The sequence below is a fragment of the Pseudoalteromonas sp. GB43 genome, from assembly GCF_054923805.1.
On record NZ_JBPCHJ010000001.1, the window covers coordinates 1821640 to 1838006 of the forward strand.

Annotated in this window: 14 protein-coding genes, 2 tRNA genes, 3 rRNA genes and 1 pseudogene; 3 read left to right on the top strand and 17 right to left on the bottom strand. The window is 44.3% G+C overall.

Annotation, left to right across the window (positions count from 1 at the left end; all coding sequences use genetic code 11):
• Positions 1-402 carry a hypothetical protein gene (locus tag ACRWSG_RS08790; RefSeq protein ID WP_058585357.1) on the top strand — a complete coding sequence of 134 codons (402 nt, stop codon included), beginning with the start codon at positions 1-3 and terminating at the stop codon, positions 400-402.
• Here ACRWSG_RS08790 and ACRWSG_RS08795 read toward each other — a convergent pair.
• From ACRWSG_RS08795 to ACRWSG_RS08865, 15 genes and pseudogenes are all read right to left on the bottom strand, one after another.
• Entirely contained in the window at positions 370-582 is a 213-nt protein-coding gene (locus tag ACRWSG_RS08795) for a hypothetical protein (protein WP_462166917.1), read from the bottom strand. The two genes, ACRWSG_RS08790 and ACRWSG_RS08795, sit on opposite strands and share 33 nt — an antisense overlap.
• Positions 583-647: 65 nt before the next feature.
• A complete protein-coding gene (locus ACRWSG_RS08800) occupies positions 648-965 on the bottom strand; it encodes a hypothetical protein (RefSeq protein WP_054554605.1) in 318 nt (105 codons plus the stop codon).
• Positions 962-1602 (bottom strand): annotated as a pseudogene (locus ACRWSG_RS08805) (hypothetical protein). The gene ACRWSG_RS08800 and the pseudogene ACRWSG_RS08805 overlap by 4 nt, the downstream one beginning before the upstream one ends.
• 71 nt (positions 1603-1673) lie before the next feature.
• Positions 1674-2366 carry a PspA/IM30 family protein gene (locus tag ACRWSG_RS08810; protein WP_054563727.1) on the bottom strand — a complete coding sequence of 231 codons (693 nt, stop codon included), beginning with the start codon at positions 2364-2366 and terminating at the stop codon, positions 1674-1676.
• A 24-nt stretch (positions 2367-2390) separates the two neighbouring features.
• Positions 2391-2804, bottom strand: coding sequence for a YjfI family protein (locus ACRWSG_RS08815; RefSeq protein ID WP_054563728.1), 414 nt, complete (start codon positions 2802-2804; stop codon positions 2391-2393).
• A 79-nt stretch (positions 2805-2883) separates the two neighbouring features.
• The gene (locus tag ACRWSG_RS08820; protein WP_228482684.1) at positions 2884-4536 is read right to left on the bottom strand and encodes a polyamine aminopropyltransferase; all 1653 of its coding nucleotides are present in this window, start codon (positions 4534-4536) and stop codon (positions 2884-2886) included.
• 73 nt (positions 4537-4609) lie between these two features.
• A complete protein-coding gene (locus ACRWSG_RS08825) occupies positions 4610-5509 on the bottom strand; it encodes a DUF350 domain-containing protein (RefSeq protein WP_062566277.1) in 900 nt (299 codons plus the stop codon).
• Positions 5510-5539: 30 nt separating this feature from the next.
• Positions 5540-6472, bottom strand: coding sequence for a CHAD domain-containing protein (locus tag ACRWSG_RS08830; protein ID WP_462166089.1), 933 nt, complete (start codon positions 6470-6472; stop codon positions 5540-5542).
• Positions 6473-6922: 450 nt separating this feature from the next.
• Positions 6923-7889, bottom strand: a protein-coding gene (locus tag ACRWSG_RS08835; RefSeq protein WP_462166090.1) for an IS630 family transposase whose coding sequence is annotated in 2 segments (ribosomal slippage) — positions 6923-7489 and positions 7491-7889 — 966 coding nt in all. Because the reading frame shifts where the segments join, the coding sequence is not laid out codon by codon here.
• Between the two features lie 111 nt (positions 7890-8000).
• Positions 8001-8147 (bottom strand): helix-turn-helix domain-containing protein, encoded by a 147-nt coding sequence (locus ACRWSG_RS08840; RefSeq protein ID WP_462166091.1) that lies wholly within the window; start codon positions 8145-8147, stop codon positions 8001-8003.
• Between the two features lie 290 nt (positions 8148-8437).
• Positions 8438-8552 (bottom strand): 5S ribosomal RNA (rrf, locus tag ACRWSG_RS08845).
• Between the two features lie 124 nt (positions 8553-8676).
• Positions 8677-11559: ribosomal RNA gene (locus tag ACRWSG_RS08850) — 23S ribosomal RNA — on the bottom strand.
• Positions 11560-11846: 287 nt separating this feature from the next.
• Positions 11847-11922, bottom strand: a tRNA-Ala gene (locus ACRWSG_RS08855).
• A gap of 111 nt (positions 11923-12033) precedes the next feature.
• Positions 12034-12110, bottom strand: a tRNA-Ile gene (locus tag ACRWSG_RS08860).
• Positions 12111-12186: 76 nt separating this feature from the next.
• Positions 12187-13727, bottom strand: a 16S ribosomal RNA gene (locus ACRWSG_RS08865).
• Together the 16S, 23S and 5S rRNA genes with 2 tRNA genes alongside form the textbook arrangement of a ribosomal RNA operon.
• Positions 13728-14261: 534 nt before the next feature.
• Between ACRWSG_RS08865 and ACRWSG_RS08870 the strand changes: the two genes are divergently transcribed.
• Positions 14262-14795, top strand: a complete 534-nt coding sequence (locus ACRWSG_RS08870) for a gamma carbonic anhydrase family protein (protein WP_054554755.1) — start codon at positions 14262-14264, stop codon at positions 14793-14795.
• Here ACRWSG_RS08870 and ACRWSG_RS08875 read toward each other — a convergent pair.
• Positions 14792-15046 carry a DUF1488 family protein gene (locus ACRWSG_RS08875; protein ID WP_054554756.1) on the bottom strand — a complete coding sequence of 85 codons (255 nt, stop codon included), beginning with the start codon at positions 15044-15046 and terminating at the stop codon, positions 14792-14794. The genes ACRWSG_RS08870 and ACRWSG_RS08875 overlap by 4 nt on opposite strands.
• The gene (aroE, locus tag ACRWSG_RS08880; RefSeq protein WP_138617961.1) at positions 15043-15867 is read right to left on the bottom strand and encodes a shikimate dehydrogenase; all 825 of its coding nucleotides are present in this window, start codon (positions 15865-15867) and stop codon (positions 15043-15045) included. Before aroE ends, ACRWSG_RS08875 begins: the two co-directional genes overlap by 4 nt.
• Positions 15868-15908: 41 nt before the next feature.
• On the opposite strand from aroE, the gene ACRWSG_RS08885 reads away from it, so the two are divergent.
• Entirely contained in the window at positions 15909-16340 is a 432-nt protein-coding gene (locus tag ACRWSG_RS08885) for a group II truncated hemoglobin (RefSeq protein WP_462166092.1), read from the top strand.
• Positions 16341-16367 lie beyond the last annotated feature (27 nt).

Here is a 16367-nt window from a genome sequence, read left to right on the forward strand (position 1 = left end):
ATGGTTCGTTCATCGACTTTCAAGAAACTTTTCATCACCACAACTGTGTTAGCAAGCATTGCTTTAAGCGGTTGCGAAACAACAACGTCGGGTAGCTCTGCGCGCGTTGATCTAGGTGATTTAAACGATCAGCTGAACGATATCGTTAGCAATAATAGCTGTACTGCGAGTTTTCAATGTAAAGTGTTAGAAGTTGGTGAGCGAGCATGTGGTGGCCCAAGTCGCTATGTGGTTTATTCAACGTTAAACAACACACAAGAGCAAGCAGAGCAACTTGCAGAGCGAATTACAGCGGCTGAGAAGTCATCTGATCAAGCATTAACTGTTAACGATTGCTCACCAGTTCTGCCTGTACAATCGCTGTGTATTTCACAGCAGTGCCAAGCAATCGAGATTAAGTAAATAATGCAATAAAATGCCGGATACTATCACCACGCTGATGATACAAATCCCGGCCTTATATATGTATTTAACCTGCATTGTATTATGCACCCAGTAAGCATAAATGTAGCGAACAAAGTAACTTGCTGCAGTGCCAAATAATGCAAAAATAACTAAATACGCAAGTAAAATAATATCCACAGTCATGCCACTTCTTTAAAACATCTAGTCTCAGTGTAAGGGCTTAAAGAAGTAAAGGCAAAACCTTAGCTTTTTTTACTGTGTTCAATGAGTAATTCAGCCACGCGCTGCTTCACAGCACGCTTATCATCGGCTGCAACACCAAAGCGCTCAGCCAATAAAGCAATCTCTTCATCATTTAAGTTAAACGATAAACGCTGTCTGGTTTTTTTCGACTTAACGTCGAGCTCCAAAATCTTACGGATCATATCTGATGGCGTAAGCTCTTGGTCAATGGCTTGCTTCTTAATTGATTTTTGCACTTCAGAGCTTAAATCAAACGCCATTTGCGTGGCTCTAACGGCTTGCTCCTGACGCTGCCATTTGGCTTTTGCATCACTCACTTGGCATCCCCAGGAAATAAGTCAACAATATCGCTAATTGGTCTGGTTAACGTCAGTGATACCTCTGTTTCACCGCCTTCCCAAATCTCAATATTTAAACTATGCGATTCATCATCTGAGCTTAAACAGAATCATTTCACACGGTTCACCGCCTTCATCTTCATAACGAGGTAAAGGCTTATTACGGTAGTCCTTATTATGGAAATAACACACATAAGGTGCTTCTGATTGTTTGTAGCTCGATGCTAAAAAGTGACTAAAACGCTCCGGACTATTTTTTACATTAATCGCCGTTAATTCGTCTTCATCAAAAATACGAGCGAACTCATCAAGGGTAAAAATCTCATCAACATCGTCGCGTTGAATTTTGATCGCAAAATTTGCCCATTGCTCACCGTCATCTGATTCAATTTGCAAAAAAACCACTTGGTCCAGATTCACTCTCGAGTACCAACTCATACTCTGCACTACGTTGGTACTGATACGTTTGCACATCAATAACACGCAGTGTCTGTCCTTTTAACCAGCTTGGGTAAGCGAACGAATCAATCACCGTCAGCATATCACCAACGAGTAATTGGCTTGGATCAGTAAGCTGACGCTCTGGGGCTTTTTTAGATTTGAAAAAGTTAAACATTGGCTGACTCCTTGTTGAAGCAAAAAAGGTAACCCAGTGCGTGGGTTACCTTTTGTCTTTCCGTTAACTGATTAGCTATTTTGTTTTGCTTTAATACGCGCCAAAATATCCGCGCTTTTCGGGTTGGTATCACCAATACCCGCTTCAGCCATTTTCGCTTTTAAATCATCGCCATTAGTATCAGCTTCTAGTTGCTTAGCCGCACCTAACTGGTCTTGACGGTCTTGCTGACGCTGCTTAATACGCTCTAGAGACTCACGTGCTGATGTCATTGATGAGCTGTTCGTATTTAGCGTGCTGTTTACAGCCATTGTTGCTTGCTGCACACTCTCAGTCGTTTTAACCATTGTTAATTGACGTTGATTTTCTTTAATCGACTTTTCAGCATCTTTAACTTGCTGCTTTAGTTGCACAATGTGGTTACTAAAACCAGCTAACACTTCTTCGTGCTCTGCTTTCTCAGCTTCAAAATCACCGATTTTTTCTGCGATTTCTAATGCTAGTGCTTCATTGCCTTTTTCAAGTGCTTGACCTGCATACGCTTCATGTTCTGCAATTGATGCATCTAGTGCGCTAATTTTACGCTTCGTTTGCATCTCTTTTGCCATTACTTCGGTCAGGCTTTTTTTAGCGCGTTGTAGGGCATTTTGTGCATCAGCAATTTCTTGTTCAAAGATACGGATACCGTTTGCATCAACAATTGCTTGTCCTGCTTCACGAGCGCCACCACGTACAGCTGTAAATAGTTTCTTTAAAATACTCATAATCTTAACTCCAGAAATTGCTAATTAATCGTTTAAATAAATGGTCACGGCTTCAAGTGCATCAATCGCATTGTCTGCCAGTGTTACCAACTCATGGGTAATATCATCAAACGATGAATTAACCGATAACGCGCCAAAAATAGCGTATTTATCATCAATTTTTGCAAATGCGCTTAATGGGATTGGTACATTTAAACGTAGTAACGTTTCGTTTAACTCATTACGCATATCTGCTTGTACTTCGTTTTCAGCAAACAGGTAGCTAATACACAGTAATTGCTCTTCTGTTTGAGTAACAAAGATAGGTAACTCATCATTCCCATCGACGATAACTTGTAACACATCTTGCTCACCTTCGTTGGCAATCAAGAAAGACTCAAAGCTCACACCCTCTGTTTCAAAAGAAGCCAGTTTGATTGATAGTTCATTTAATTCCATGTCTCACCTTTTTACGTTTTGACATATTATGTCTGAGTTAAGATTTGCATAGCCGACATATTATGTCAACTATAAAATATCAATTTTTGTACAATTCGGTTTCAACTTGCCACGCTTGGCGGTAATAATCATATAAGGTTCCAGAACCTAATCTATTGACTTCAATCGTGTTTACTTGTTCAAAAAAATGATTCGGAAACACAAAAGAAGCCAATAAATATTCTTTGCTTACCCAACGCGATGGCACCGGTAATTCGTTAGTTTCACGAATTCGCTGACTTGCTGATTTGCCAGCGGTAGTCGCGATTGTCCAACCCCATTGACCAAACGAAGGAATATTTTGTTGGTATTGCTCAACATAACCAAAACCCGAAGCTTTCATTGTTTTAGCAATACTCAAAAATGCTTTCTTCGCATGATAAGGCGATGTTGATTGCACGGCCACAGCCCCGTCAGGCGCCAATAACTGACGCACATGATTGTAAAAATAGTCACTGTACATCTTATTAAGATCTGGGTGATTAGGGTCTGGTAGGTCAATTAAAATAGTGTCAAAGCGCTCGCCTTTAGCAAGCATTGCTTCGACCTCTAAAAAGGCATCTGCAATGCGAATATCAGCACGAGGGTCGCTCATAGAGTGTTTATTTAGCGCTGTTAAACGTGTTCTGATTTTCTCTGGCGCATCATAGTCGCCAACATCATTACCAAATAAGTTTAACAACTGACCATCTAAGTCAACCAAGGTGACATGCTCTACTGGCCACTTCAAAACATCACGCAATGCAAGTCCATCACCGCCCCCGATGATCAACACGCGGTCATGGCGATTTGAGGCCAACATAGCAGGATAGACAAGCATAGAATGATAAATTTGCTCATCCACACTTGAGAATTGTAAACGGCCATTGAGGTAAAGATCGGTAATTGCATTGGGCTGATTGCGACTCAAACGCTCAGTTAACACCAAATGCTGATACTTAGTTGCTTGCGAGTAGATAACTTTATCTTTGTATAAAACATTACTTAGGTTTTTCATCCAGCTGGTGCCAAGCACGAGCACAAACGCAAAAAACACCAACAACAGCACATGGCAAACTAACAGTAACTTAGCGAAGCGAACATGTTGATGATAGCGCCATAAAAACACGAGACCGGCAATAATATTAAACAACGCCGTCCAAGCCGCTGCTTGCATAATTGGCATCGCAAGCATAATGCTCACCCAAATCGCAGCACCGACACCGGCACCGATATAATCCGCTCCGTAAATAGTTCCCGCATTATTTTCTAAAAAGCGCCCATAAACTTGCTGACGAATACGCGCAATCAACGGGATCTCCATACCGATCAATAGCCCGAGTAACAGACCAAACACATAGGGTAAAAAACGTGACCACTCTTGTAGCTTTTCAAATACATAGCCATTAAGTACGGTATCTGCAGGCAAGTTAAAAATTTCGGAGAAGATATGCGGCAATGAATAACTGACAGCGATAACACTCGCTATCGCTAAAATACAGCCCATGCCGACCAAAGCAATAATACTCTCTAGCCACGCGAAAGCAGTAAATGCATCTTTAAACCAACGTGCTAAAAATGCACCGATACCCATAGCGACAATCATGGTGCCGATCATGGCATAAATGGCACTCTCGACCGAGCCTAAGACACGACCAGCATAATGAGATAGCAGGTATTCATAAATAAGGCCGCACCCAGCGAGTACGGCCATAACAGTTATTAATAGGAAATCATGCCCAAGTAGATGAGCTCTACTTGGGGCGTTTGTTGTAGTAGACACTTAATTAGGCACCTAACAAGGTTGCCATAGTCGACCCAATCGCAAATGAGATTGCTGCAGAGATAGCAGCTACACCTACGTTCTTCTGGCGGTTCACTTCGTCTGAAATATCACAACCAGATAGGATGATTTTGATAGTCACTAAGTGTAGTAAAATGAAAGCCACTAAACTCACAGCTGCACTTAATGCCCAGTAACCTAAACTAGCTACAATGTTGTCAGCCGCATAAGGAGCAATACCTGATGCAGCAGTTAATGCCAATGCACTGCCCACTAAAAAGCCAGCGTAACGAATACCCACGGCTAAGTTACCGTCAATAACCGCTTGTTGTAAGCAATCACCACTGCGATTAGTACGCTTGAATAACTGCACGCGATATTGACTGATTAGTAGCATCGCAATGCTGCCAATCGCAAAAGCTGCGATCACAATTGGAATACCATGCCAGCCTTCGGTTGCCACCCAAAATAAAGCTGAGCGAATAACAATAGCCACACTTACTACATGACCAAAATCAATCAATGCAGCAGTCGCATTACCTTTTACGATTTCGTCGTGCAGACTCACTTTACGAAGCGCTACCTTGTCTTGGAAGAAATGACCTAGCTTAATAAGTACAATCGCCATCACACCATAACCAAGCATTTGTAATGCTTCTTGTTGCAAGGTTGGTGCAAATGAGCCGCTGCTCACGCCACTTAGAACAATAGCCAGTGCCACAAGCCCTGCCGCAAAGCTAATACCAAAAGCAAAATTATCACGCTCAGTTATTTCATCATTAGCGTGTAAGTTAGATACCCAGCCTTTGATAAATTTTAGGCTGACAAATAAAGCGATAATGATTGCAAAGTCGATTGCTAAAGCTTGCAACGACCAAGTTGTTATTCCATTAAATTCATACATGTGTTGTAACTCCGGTGGTTATTCTTTTCACTACTTACCGCGGCTAATGCCACGTGATGTTCTGCTCGAGCTGTTGCGTAATGACCCAGAGCTTTTACTGTAACTACTGCTAGAAGCATAGCTACTGCGTGTGCGTGGCGGCGTATAGCTGCTACGGCTTAATCCAGATGCACCACTGCGCTTAGTGGCATACGGACTAGTGAATTGTTTACCTTGGCGTTGATAAGACTGTCGAGTCCGCGTCTCTACCGTTTGTTGTGCTTTAATCTGTTTTGGGCTCGAATAACGATAACGGTCATAGTCATTGTAATAGCTATACTTTCTATGACGGCTCCAGCGACCATATTCAACTCGGTCGAATACATCGCCCAACATGCGATACATACCGTACCAAACCCAAAAACTGGTACCGCTGCTATTTGTTTGCCATTGCCCATAGTTAGGGTTACCAACTAACTGGTTACCAACACTTTCACCTTCAGCAGCTTCACTAATTGCACCAACCCGCGCTAGTGAGCCTTGCGACATATCGGCAAGCATATTGATAGGATCGGTAAGCGCATCTTGAAATAAAGACGGTTTGGCAGCATCACGAATGAGGTCAAGTTGATGAAGCGTATCTTCATAAGGGGGTATTAGATAAGTAGACTTCACATCTGCTAAGCGTTGTGTAAGACCTGAATAAATAGCCCCTTCACGAGTGGCATCAAGACTAATTACACGGGCGATCTCAGAAAGTTGCGGTTGCTGCTCAGCAAGCACCTTGCCGTATTGTTTAAGTATCGTCGCATTACGCAAAGAGCCATTATCAAGCGCTGTACCAAGTTGATTTAATTCAACTTCAGCTTTTTCTATGGATTGTTGTATTGTTTGTTTCAGCTGCTCTTCTTTCGACTCACAGCCCATAAGCAAGCTTACCAAACAAAACAGGCTAATAAGTTTCCAAGCTTTTATTTGAGACATTCATGTCACCTGATTGTGGTTTAAAAACGCAAATAGTTTTACATAGCTCAGGTACTAAACCAAGATTAAAATTGCAACAAAGGGTAAATTGGGTCGTGAATTGCTAGTTGCAAGGGGAAAGTTTAAAGGCCTGGCGTAGGTTGGGTAGAGCGAAGCGAAACCCAACATAAAAAGAGCTATCAGCTTTCAGATGTCAGCGAACAGCCGCGCGGTGTGGTTTTTTGGGTAAGAGTCTCCCTAAGCAATAAAGCCCTGCCAAGGCACTTCAGAGTTGTCTATTAGCAAGATAAAGCTTGAAGGTCTGGCGTAGGTTGGGTAGAGCGCAGCGAAACCCAACAGCGTGGTAATTCGTCATGCACAATGAAGAGGTAAAGTTCATTAATAAAAGACGAATTAGCGCAAGGTGAAGTAAGCCATTTTAGAGATCGCTAATACCATTCCGCATAAAGATTAAATCAATTTAATCCATTCCCGATTGCACATTTTCTTCACTCGATCCGGGATTGAAATAAAGTGATTCCATGCCTTTGAAACTTCATCGACAATTTCGTCATAGCCCGAAAACACTCTATTGGATAAACAATGCTGTCGTATCCAGCTCCATACTTGCTCTATTGGATTTAGCTCTGGTGAATAAGGTGGGAGCTTTATCAGGGTTAGGTTTTTAAATTCTGCAGCTGTATCGTATGTGTGCCAGCCTGCGCCATCTATTATCACGACAGCGTGTCTTCCAACAGGTGTCGCGTGTGATATCTGGCGCATATGCTGCGTCATTACTTCTTTATTTACGAATGGGCTAACTAACGCTTCTGTATGGCCTGTGGCTGGACATACCGCGCCAAATAAGTATCCATAGTCAAATTGCTGTTGTTTTACAATCCGTGGCCGAGTGCCTGTTTCAGCCCAAATGCGCGTAGTCGGATTTTGCTGGCCAAATCGTGCTTCGTCCTGAAACCATACGTCGATCCGATCAAGAGGAAGGTGTCCTGGTGTGTGAAGGATCGTTTCCAGCTGGAAGTTTTTTAAAAGCCTCTTGGCTCTGTAATGATTGTTTTGGGTGTTTAGAGCGGCTTGTGATCCAACTAAAGCCAAGTTGCTTTAGAATTTTATAGACATGATTTAAGTGGTAATGAACACCAAATTCAGTGTGAATGTAATGCACAATGTCTTCACCGGTAAGGCGGTCACCACGTAGTTCTGTGTTCGTGCGCTTTATAAATTCAGACAGTTGTTCAAGTTGCCGCTGTTGCAGCCTTGATGGACGTCCTTGAATAGGCTTATTGTCTAAACCATCAAGCCCATACTCTAGGTAACTAGAAACCCATTTATTCACACTACTTCTTGCTGTGTTTAGACGTTTTGCAATATCGGTTCTGCTATTCCCCTCATAAAATAATGACACTGCGAGCAATCGCATGCGTTTTCGTGCGTTTGGTTCTTTACGAGAAAGCGCTAAAAGCTGTTCAGATATGTTTGGATTCAATGTTATTAACCGGTGATTTTATATAGCCTATATTAGATCAGATATTTAAGCGGAATGGTATAAACCATCAAGCCCATACTCTAGGTAACTAGAAACCCATTTATTCACACTACTTCTTGCAGTGTTTAGACGTTTTGCAATATCGGTTCGGCTATTACCCTCATAAAATAAAGACACTGCGAGCAATCGCATGCGTTTTCGTGCGTTTGGTTCTTTTCGAGAAAGCGCTAAAAGCTGTTCAGATATGTTTGAATTCAATGTTATTAGCCGGTGATTTTATATAGCCTATATTAGATCAGATATTTAAGCGGAATGGTATAACCTGTTAGACCAATAGAGATTTTAAGAATTTTTAACCATGGGTTATGAAGAGGGTCACATGGATTGTGTTGGGTTTCGCTCCGCTCTACCCAACCTACCTGGCTGAAAGCTACAAACGCAAAAAGCCCGACTCTTTTGAATCGGGCTTTCTCTTATTTGGAGCCTGGCGATGACCTACTTTCACATAGCAGCTGCTACACTATCATCGGCGCTGTTTCGTTTCACTACTGAGTTCGGCATGGGGTCAGGTGGGTCCAAAACGCTATTGTCACCAAGCAAATTTGGTTTGTTAATCGCCTTGGCAATTAACTAAAATCTGGAATTCTGATATCAAGTAATTGTCTACTTTAGTAACTTAACTTCTGTTCGTTACGCTGTCATAAAACGCGTTTGGCGTTGTATGGTTAAGCCTCACGGGTAATTAGTACAGGTTAGCTTAATGGCTCACACCACTTCCACATCCTGCCTATCAACGTTGTAGTCTTCAACGGCCCTTCAGAGACTTTAAAAGTCTAGTGAGAACTCATCTCGAGGCCTGCTTCGCGCTTAGATGCTTTCAGCGCTTATCAGTTCCGAACGTAGCTACCGGGCAGTGCCATTGGCATGACAACCCGAACACCAGCGGTTCGTTCACTCCGGTCCTCTCGTACTAGGAGCAACCCCTCTCAATTCTCAAACGCCCACGGCAGATAGGGACCGAACTGTCTCACGACGTTCTAAACCCAGCTCGCGTACCACTTTAAATGGCGAACAGCCATACCCTTGGGACCGACTTCAGCCCCAGGATGTGATGAGCCGACATCGAGGTGCCAAACACCGCCGTCGATATGAACTCTTGGGCGGTATCAGCCTGTTATCCCCGGAGTACCTTTTATCCGTTGAGCGATGGCCCTTCCATTCAGAACCACCGGATCACTATGACCTACTTTCGTACCTGCTCGACGTGTCTGTCTCGCAGTTAAGCTGGCTTCTACCATTACACTAACCGTACGATGTCCGACCGTACTTAGCCAACCTTCGTGCTCCTCCGTTACTCTTTGGGAGGAGACCGCCCCAGTCAAACTACCCACCAGGCACTGTCCGTAACCCCGATTAGGGGCCAACGTTAGAACATCAACACTACAAGGGTGGTATTTCAAGGACGGCTCCACAAAAACTAGCGTTTCTGCTTCAAAGCCTCCCACCTATCCTACACATGTAGGGTCAATGTTCAGTGCCAAGCTGTAGTAAAGGTTCACGGGGTCTTTCCGTCTAGCCGCGGGTACACAGCATCTTCACTGCGATTTCAATTTCACTGAGTCTCGGGTGGAGACAGCGTGGCCATGGTTACACCATTCGTGCAGGTCGGAACTTACCCGACAAGGAATTTCGCTACCTTAGGACCGTTATAGTTACGGCCGCCGTTTACCGGGGCTTCGATCAAGAGCTTCGTCCGAAAACTAACCCCATCAATTAACCTTCCGGCACCGGGCAGGTGTCACACCGTATACGTCATCTTGCGATTTTGCACAGTGCTGTGTTTTTAATAAACAGTCCCAGCCACCTGGTCACTGCGGCTCCCGTCCGCTTAGAGAGCAAGTCTCATCACAGATAGGAGCGTACCTTCTCCCGAAGTTACGGTACAATTTTGCCTAGTTCCTTCACCCGAGTTCTCTCAAGCGCCTTAGTATTCTCTACCTGACCACCTGTGTCGGTTTGGGGTACGATTCGGTATAATCTGAAGCTTAGAGGCTTTTCCTGGAAGTATGGCATCAACAACTTCACACCCTTGGGTGCTCGTCTCGTGTCTCAGTCTTAGCAACCCGGATTTTCCTAAGTCACCAACCTACTCACTTTCACATGGACAACCAACGCCATGCTTGTTTAGCCTGCTCCGTCCCCCCATCGCAATTATACCAAGTACGGGAATATTAACCCGTTTCCCATCGACTACGCCTTTCGGCCTCGCCTTAGGGGTCGACTTACCCTACCCTGATTAACATGGGATAGGAACCCTTGGTCTTCCGGCGTGCGGGTTTTTCACCCGCATTATCGTTACTCATGTCAGCATTCGCACTTCTGATACCTCCAGCAAACCTCCCGGTTCACCTTCAACGGCTTACAGAACGCTCCCCTACCACTCAAACATAGTTTGAATCCGCAGCTTCGGTGCATAGTTTAGCCCCGTTACATCTTCCGCGCAGACCGACTCGACCAGTGAGCTATTACGCTTTCTTTAAAGGATGGCTGCTTCTAAGCCAACCTCCTGGCTGTCTGGGCCTTTCCACATCGTTTCCCACTTAACTATGACTTTGGGACCTTAGCTGGCGGTCTGGGTTGTTTCCCTCTTCACGACGGACGTTAGCACCCGCCGTGTGTCTCCCGGATAGTACTTTACGGTATTCGGAGTTTGCAAAGGGTTGGTAAGTCGGGATGACCCCCTAGCCTTAACAGTGCTCTACCCCCGTAAGTATTCGTCCGAGGCTCTACCTAAATAGATTTCGGGGAGAACCAGCTATCTCCCGGTTTGATTAGCCTTTCACTCCTAGCCACAGGTCATCCCCTAACTTTTCAACGTTAGTGGGTTCGGTCCTCCAGTTGATGTTACTCAACCTTCAACCTGCCCATGGCTAGATCACCGGGTTTCGGGTCTATACCTTGCAACTATACGCCCAGTTAAGACTCGGTTTCCCTACGGCTACCCTAATCGGTTAACCTCGCTACAAAATATAAGTCGCTGACCCATTATACAAAAGGTACGCAGTCACCCTCGAAGGGCTCCTACTGCTTGTACGTACACGGTTTCAGGTTCTATTTCACTCCCCTCACAGGGGTTCTTTTCGCCTTTCCCTCACGGTACTGGTTCACTATCGGTCAGTTGGGAGTATTTAGCCTTAGATGATGGTCCACCTATATTCAGTCAAAGTTTCACGTGCTCCGACCTACTCGATTTCACTTAAGATGCATTTTCGTGTACGGGACTATCACCCTGTATCGTCAAACTTTCCAGAATGTTCCACTAACACATAATAAGCTTAAGGGCTGGTCCGGTTTCGCTCGCCGCTACTTCCGGAATCTCGGTTGATTTCTGTTCCTACGGGTACTTAGATGTTTCAGTTCTCCGCGTTCGCCTCTTACACCTATGTATTCAGTGTAAGATACCTGCAAGCAGGTGGGTTTCCCCATTCGGAAATCCTAGTCTCAAGCGCTTTTTACTAGCTTGACTAGGCTTATCGCAAGTTAATACGTCCTTCATCGCCTCCAACTGCCAAGGCATCCACCGTGTACGCTTAGTCACTTAACCATACAACCCAAACGGGTCTTTGTTAGTGACAGCTGTTAACTTCGCCAGAAGTTAATTCATCAAATAATGATGAGAATACTAAAGTAGATACCGATTAATCATTGCTGATTAACTGGCATATTTTTTACTTTTGAAAACTCTTTATAGATACAAGTATCTATAAGAATTTTAATATCAGCTTTCCAAATTTTTAAAGAGCAAGAGAATAAACTTCTCAAAATTAAACACACTCTATTCTCAAGCAGTTTATTACCTGATTAAGAATGTTTATTTTTAAGGAGTAAAAGTGGTGGAGCTAAGCAGGATCGAACTGCTGACCTCCTGCGTGCAAGGCAGGCGCTCTCCCAGCTGAGCTATAGCCCCACATATGCTGGTACTTACTGTTTTATTAGCCACTTCGATTGAGACAAGGCGTAAGTTGAGGACGTTTAGTTCACTAAACGACGAAGCTTACAACGCAGTATCAAGAAGAAGTGGTGGGTCTGAGTAGATTTGAACTACCGACCTCACCCTTATCAGGGGTGCGCTCTAACCAACTGAGCTACAGACCCAAACAATAAGTGTTGTTCTCTTTACAATTAACAATCATCTGTGTGGACACTACGAACAAATAAGTTCTAAATCGTATAAGGAGGTGATCCAGCCCCAGGTTCCCCTAGGGCTACCTTGTTACGACTTCACCCCAGTCATGAATCACTCCGTGGTGAACGTCCTCCCGAAGGTTAGACTATCCACTTCTGGAGCAACCCACTCCCATGGTGTGACGGGCGGTGTGTACAAGGCCCGGGAACGTATTCACCGCGTCATTCTGATACGCGATTACTAGCGATTCCGACTTCATGGAGTCGAGTTGCAGACTCCAATCCGGACTACGACGCACTTTAAGTGATTCGCTTACCCTCGCAGGTTCGCAGCACTCTGTATGCGCCATTGTAGCACGTGTGTAGCCCTACACGTAAGGGCCATGATGACTTGACGTCGTCCCCACCTTCCTCCGGTTTATCACCGGCAGTCTCCTTAGAGTTCCCGACCGAATCGCTGGCAACTAAGGATAGGGGTTGCGCTCGTTGCGGGACTTAACCCAACATCTCACAACACGAGCTGACGACAGCCATGCAGCACCTGTATCAGAGTTCCCGAAGGCACCAAACCATCTCTGGTAAGTTCTCTGTATGTCAAGTGTAGGTAAGGTTCTTCGCGTTGCATCGAATTAAACCACATGCTCCACCGCTTGTGCGGGCCCCCGTCAATTCATTTGAGTTTTAACCTTGCGGCCGTACTCCCCAGGCGGTCTACTTAATGCGTTAGCTTTGAAAAACAAGTCCGAAGACCCGAGCTTCTAGTAGACATCGTTTACGGCGTGGACTACCAGGGTATCTAATCCTGTTTGCTCCCCACGCTTTCGTACATGAGCGTCAGTGTTGACCCAGGTGGCTGCCTTCGCCATCGGTATTCCTTCAGATCTCTACGCATTTCACCGCTACACCTGAAATTCTACCACCCTCTATCACACTCTAGTTTGCCAGTTCGAAATGCAGTTCCCAGGTTGAGCCCGGGGCTTTCACATCTCGCTTAACAAACCGCCTGCGTACGCTTTACGCCCAGTAATTCCGATTAACGCTCGCACCCTCCGTATTACCGCGGCTGCTGGCACGGAGTTAGCCGGTGCTTCTTCTGTAAGTAACGTCACAGCTAAGTGCTATTAACACTTAACCTTTCCTCCTTACTGAAAGTGCTTTACAACCCGAAGGCCTTCTTCACACACGCGGCATGGCTGCATCAGGCTTGCGCCCATTGTGCAATATTCCCCACTGCTGCCTCCCGTAGGAGTCTGGGCCGTGTCTCAGTCCCAGTGTGGCTGATCATCCTCTCAAACCAGCTAGGGATCGTCGCCTTGGTGAGCCATTACCTCACCAACTAGCTAATCCCACTTGGGCTAATCTTATGGCGTGAGGCCCGAAGGTCCCCCACTTTGGTCCGTAGACATCATGCGGTATTAGCAGTCGTTTCCAACTGTTGTCCCCCACCATAAGGCATATTCCCAAGCATTACTCACCCGTCCGCCGCTCGTCAGCAGAGTAGCAAGCTACTCTCTGTTACCGCTCGACTTGCATGTGTTAGGCCTGCCGCCAGCGTTCAATCTGAGCCATGATCAAACTCTTCAATTAAAAGTTTTTTGAAACCGAAGTTTCGTGCTCAATGAATTCTGTATAAATTGACTATATAGTCACTCATAAGAAATTGAGACTCTAAATTTGTTTGCTCCACTTAGTAAACCAAGCTTCGCTGTTAGAACTCAATCTGTACGAGTGCCCACACAGATGATTGCTTTATATTGTTAAAGAACGTTGCGACGTTGTCGCTAGGGATGCGTATAATACATCCTTAATTTTTCGAGTCAACACTTAATTTCAAACTTTCTTTCGATTATTTGAAACAGAAGTTTCACTTAACTCTCTGCTACGTTGTTCAGCGTCTTTCGTTGCTGCCCGCCGTGTCAGTGGGGTCGCATTATAGGGAGATGGATTTTTTACGCAAGCACTTTTTTCAATAAAATTTAAAAAAACGTACTGTTCGCTCAGCTTTTGAACTAAACACCCTAAAACTGGCTGTTTAGCAGTCAATTTAGCTCTGTTTTGGTGTATTTATTTGCTTCGCTGTTACACTAGACTGAGCGCATTTTAAAATTAAAAGGTGAATTTATGACTATCCGTTCTTATAAAGGGATCACTCCGACATACGATAATAGTGTTTATATTGATGAGTCATCGGTTTTAGTGGGTGATATTACGCTTGGTAAAGATTCAAGTGTATGGCCTCTTGTTGCTGCGCGAGGTGATGTTAACTATATACGTATTGGTGAACGTACGAATATTCAAGACGGCAGTGTTTTACATTTAACACGTGCCTCTCAGTCAAACCCCGATGGCTACCCTCTTATTATTGGTGATGATGTCACTGTTGGTCATAAAGTTATGCTACACGGCTGCCAACTTGGTAATCGTATACTTGTTGGGATGGGCGCAATTGTGATGGACAACGCAATTGTTGAAGATGATGTGATCATTGGTGGTGGTTCATTAGTACCACCTAACAAGCGTTTAGAGTCTGGTTACCTTTATGTCGGTAGCCCTGTTAAACAGGCTCGCCCTTTAACAGAGCAAGAGCGCGCCTTTTTAAATATCTCTGCTGATAATTATGTTCAGCTTAAAGATGAATACTTAGCTGAGGGCTAAAACACCTCGGTTAATTCGATTTGTCCTGCCGAGTTATACTGCTCATCTTCGATCAGCTGCTCGGCGAGCTCTTCGTAATCGAAACGATAAGATTCAAAGTAATTAACTGCACTGCTTTGATCTGCAAAATCATACTTGCTGGTATCAATAACACACTCCACCATAAAGCCACTAACTTGGGCAAAAAACACCAACTGCTTTTCTTCAGGCTTAAATTCGAGTCTGTCTATAAATTGGATAGCTTGATTCACGCAATTTCTCCTGCTTTAAGCGCGCTAACAACGGGGATGATTTCTGGCATTTTATTGCGCCATACAAAATAAGCCTGTGCCGCTTGACCAACAAGCATGCCACAACCATCGAGAGTTAAACATGTTGGGTTAATCGACTTAACCCAACATGTAAATGTCGTATCATCATTCGCGTAAAACATATCGTAAGCGCACTGACACTTAGCAACGCACTCTTTTGCTATACCAGGCAGTTCTCCCGTTACGCTACTTGAGGTTGAATTAATCACCACATCATAGTTGTTTGCTGGGATATCATTCAAAGCAAAGCCCTGCACATCAATTTCACCATTAAAATGACTCGCTAGCGCCTTTGCTTTTTCGGCGGTACGGTTGGCTATTGTTAAGCTTTCGATTTGCTCATTCAATAATGGCTGAATAACACCGCGCGCCGCACCACCAGCGCCAATAAGAAGTACTCGCTGCCTTTTTAAGGTGACTTTATTGGCTAAAAGATCTTTAACAAGCCCTACACCATCGGTGTTATCGCCAAGTAGGCTACCATCTTCGAGTTGTTTAATCGTGTTTACGGCTCCGGCTATTTTCGCTTGCTCTGTAAGTTCATCGACCATGGCAAACGCTTGCTCTTTAAATGGCAAAGTGACATTAGCCCCTTTACCACCCGCAGCGAAAAACTCAGCGACAGTTTTTTCAAATGCATCTGTTGGTGCTAAAATGGCGCTGTATTGTATTTGCTCGTTTAATGATGCAGCAAATTGTGCGTGTATTGCGGGTGATTTCGAATGTTTTATTGGATTTCCAAAAACCGCGTATTTGTCCATAGTGAAGCAACCTCTTCGCCCTGTAGAGCTTTATTAATATTATGATTAAACGACTTTTTTCTAAATCGAAACCAACGCCTGAAACACCTACCCCAGAAAAAACACCTTACGAAATTATTGGCGGTGAAGCAGGAGCTCGAGCAATTGCAAATCGATTTTACGACATAATGGCCACAGATGAATACGCCAAACCATTATATGATATGCATCCTCAGCCTTTAGATAGAATTCGCCAAGTATTCTTTGAGTTTTTATCTGGCTGGCTGGGCGACCCTGACCTATTCGTTGAAAAATATGGTCACCCAATGCTAAGAAAGCGTCACATGCCTTTCCCTATTGATCAAGACCTACGTGACCAATGGATGCATTGTATGAATAAAACGCTTGATATCGAGATTGATAACCCACTCCTGCGCGAAGGGTTAAGACAATCGTTATCGCAACTCGCCAGCCATATGATCAATCAAAACTAACGAAGCTTTGCGCTATATCAATGTACG

What these genes read in the sequence shown, in the direction of transcription:
- ACRWSG_RS08790 (WP_058585357.1), top strand. Translation starts at nt 1, where the DNA reads ATGGTTCGTTCATCGACTTTCAAGAAACTTTTCATCACCACAACTGTG.
- ACRWSG_RS08810 (WP_054563727.1), bottom strand. Translation starts at nt 2,366, where the DNA reads ATGAGTATTTTAAAGAAACTATTTACAGCTGTACGTGGTGGCGCTCGT.
- ACRWSG_RS08815 (WP_054563728.1), bottom strand. Translation starts at nt 2,804, where the DNA reads ATGGAATTAAATGAACTATCAATCAAACTGGCTTCTTTTGAAACAGAG.
- ACRWSG_RS08820 (WP_228482684.1), bottom strand. Translation starts at nt 4,536, where the DNA reads ATGGCCGTACTCGCTGGGTGCGGCCTTATTTATGAATACCTGCTATCT.
- ACRWSG_RS08825 (WP_062566277.1), bottom strand. Translation starts at nt 5,509, where the DNA reads ATGTATGAATTTAATGGAATAACAACTTGGTCGTTGCAAGCTTTAGCA.
- ACRWSG_RS08830 (WP_462166089.1), bottom strand. Translation starts at nt 6,472, where the DNA reads ATGTCTCAAATAAAAGCTTGGAAACTTATTAGCCTGTTTTGTTTGGTA.
- ACRWSG_RS08840 (WP_462166091.1), bottom strand. Translation starts at nt 8,147, where the DNA reads ATGCGATTGCTCGCAGTGTCTTTATTTTATGAGGGTAATAGCCGAACC.
- ACRWSG_RS08870 (WP_054554755.1), top strand. Translation starts at nt 14,262, where the DNA reads ATGACTATCCGTTCTTATAAAGGGATCACTCCGACATACGATAATAGT.
- aroE (WP_138617961.1), bottom strand. Translation starts at nt 15,867, where the DNA reads ATGGACAAATACGCGGTTTTTGGAAATCCAATAAAACATTCGAAATCA.
- ACRWSG_RS08885 (WP_462166092.1), top strand. Translation starts at nt 15,909, where the DNA reads ATGATTAAACGACTTTTTTCTAAATCGAAACCAACGCCTGAAACACCT.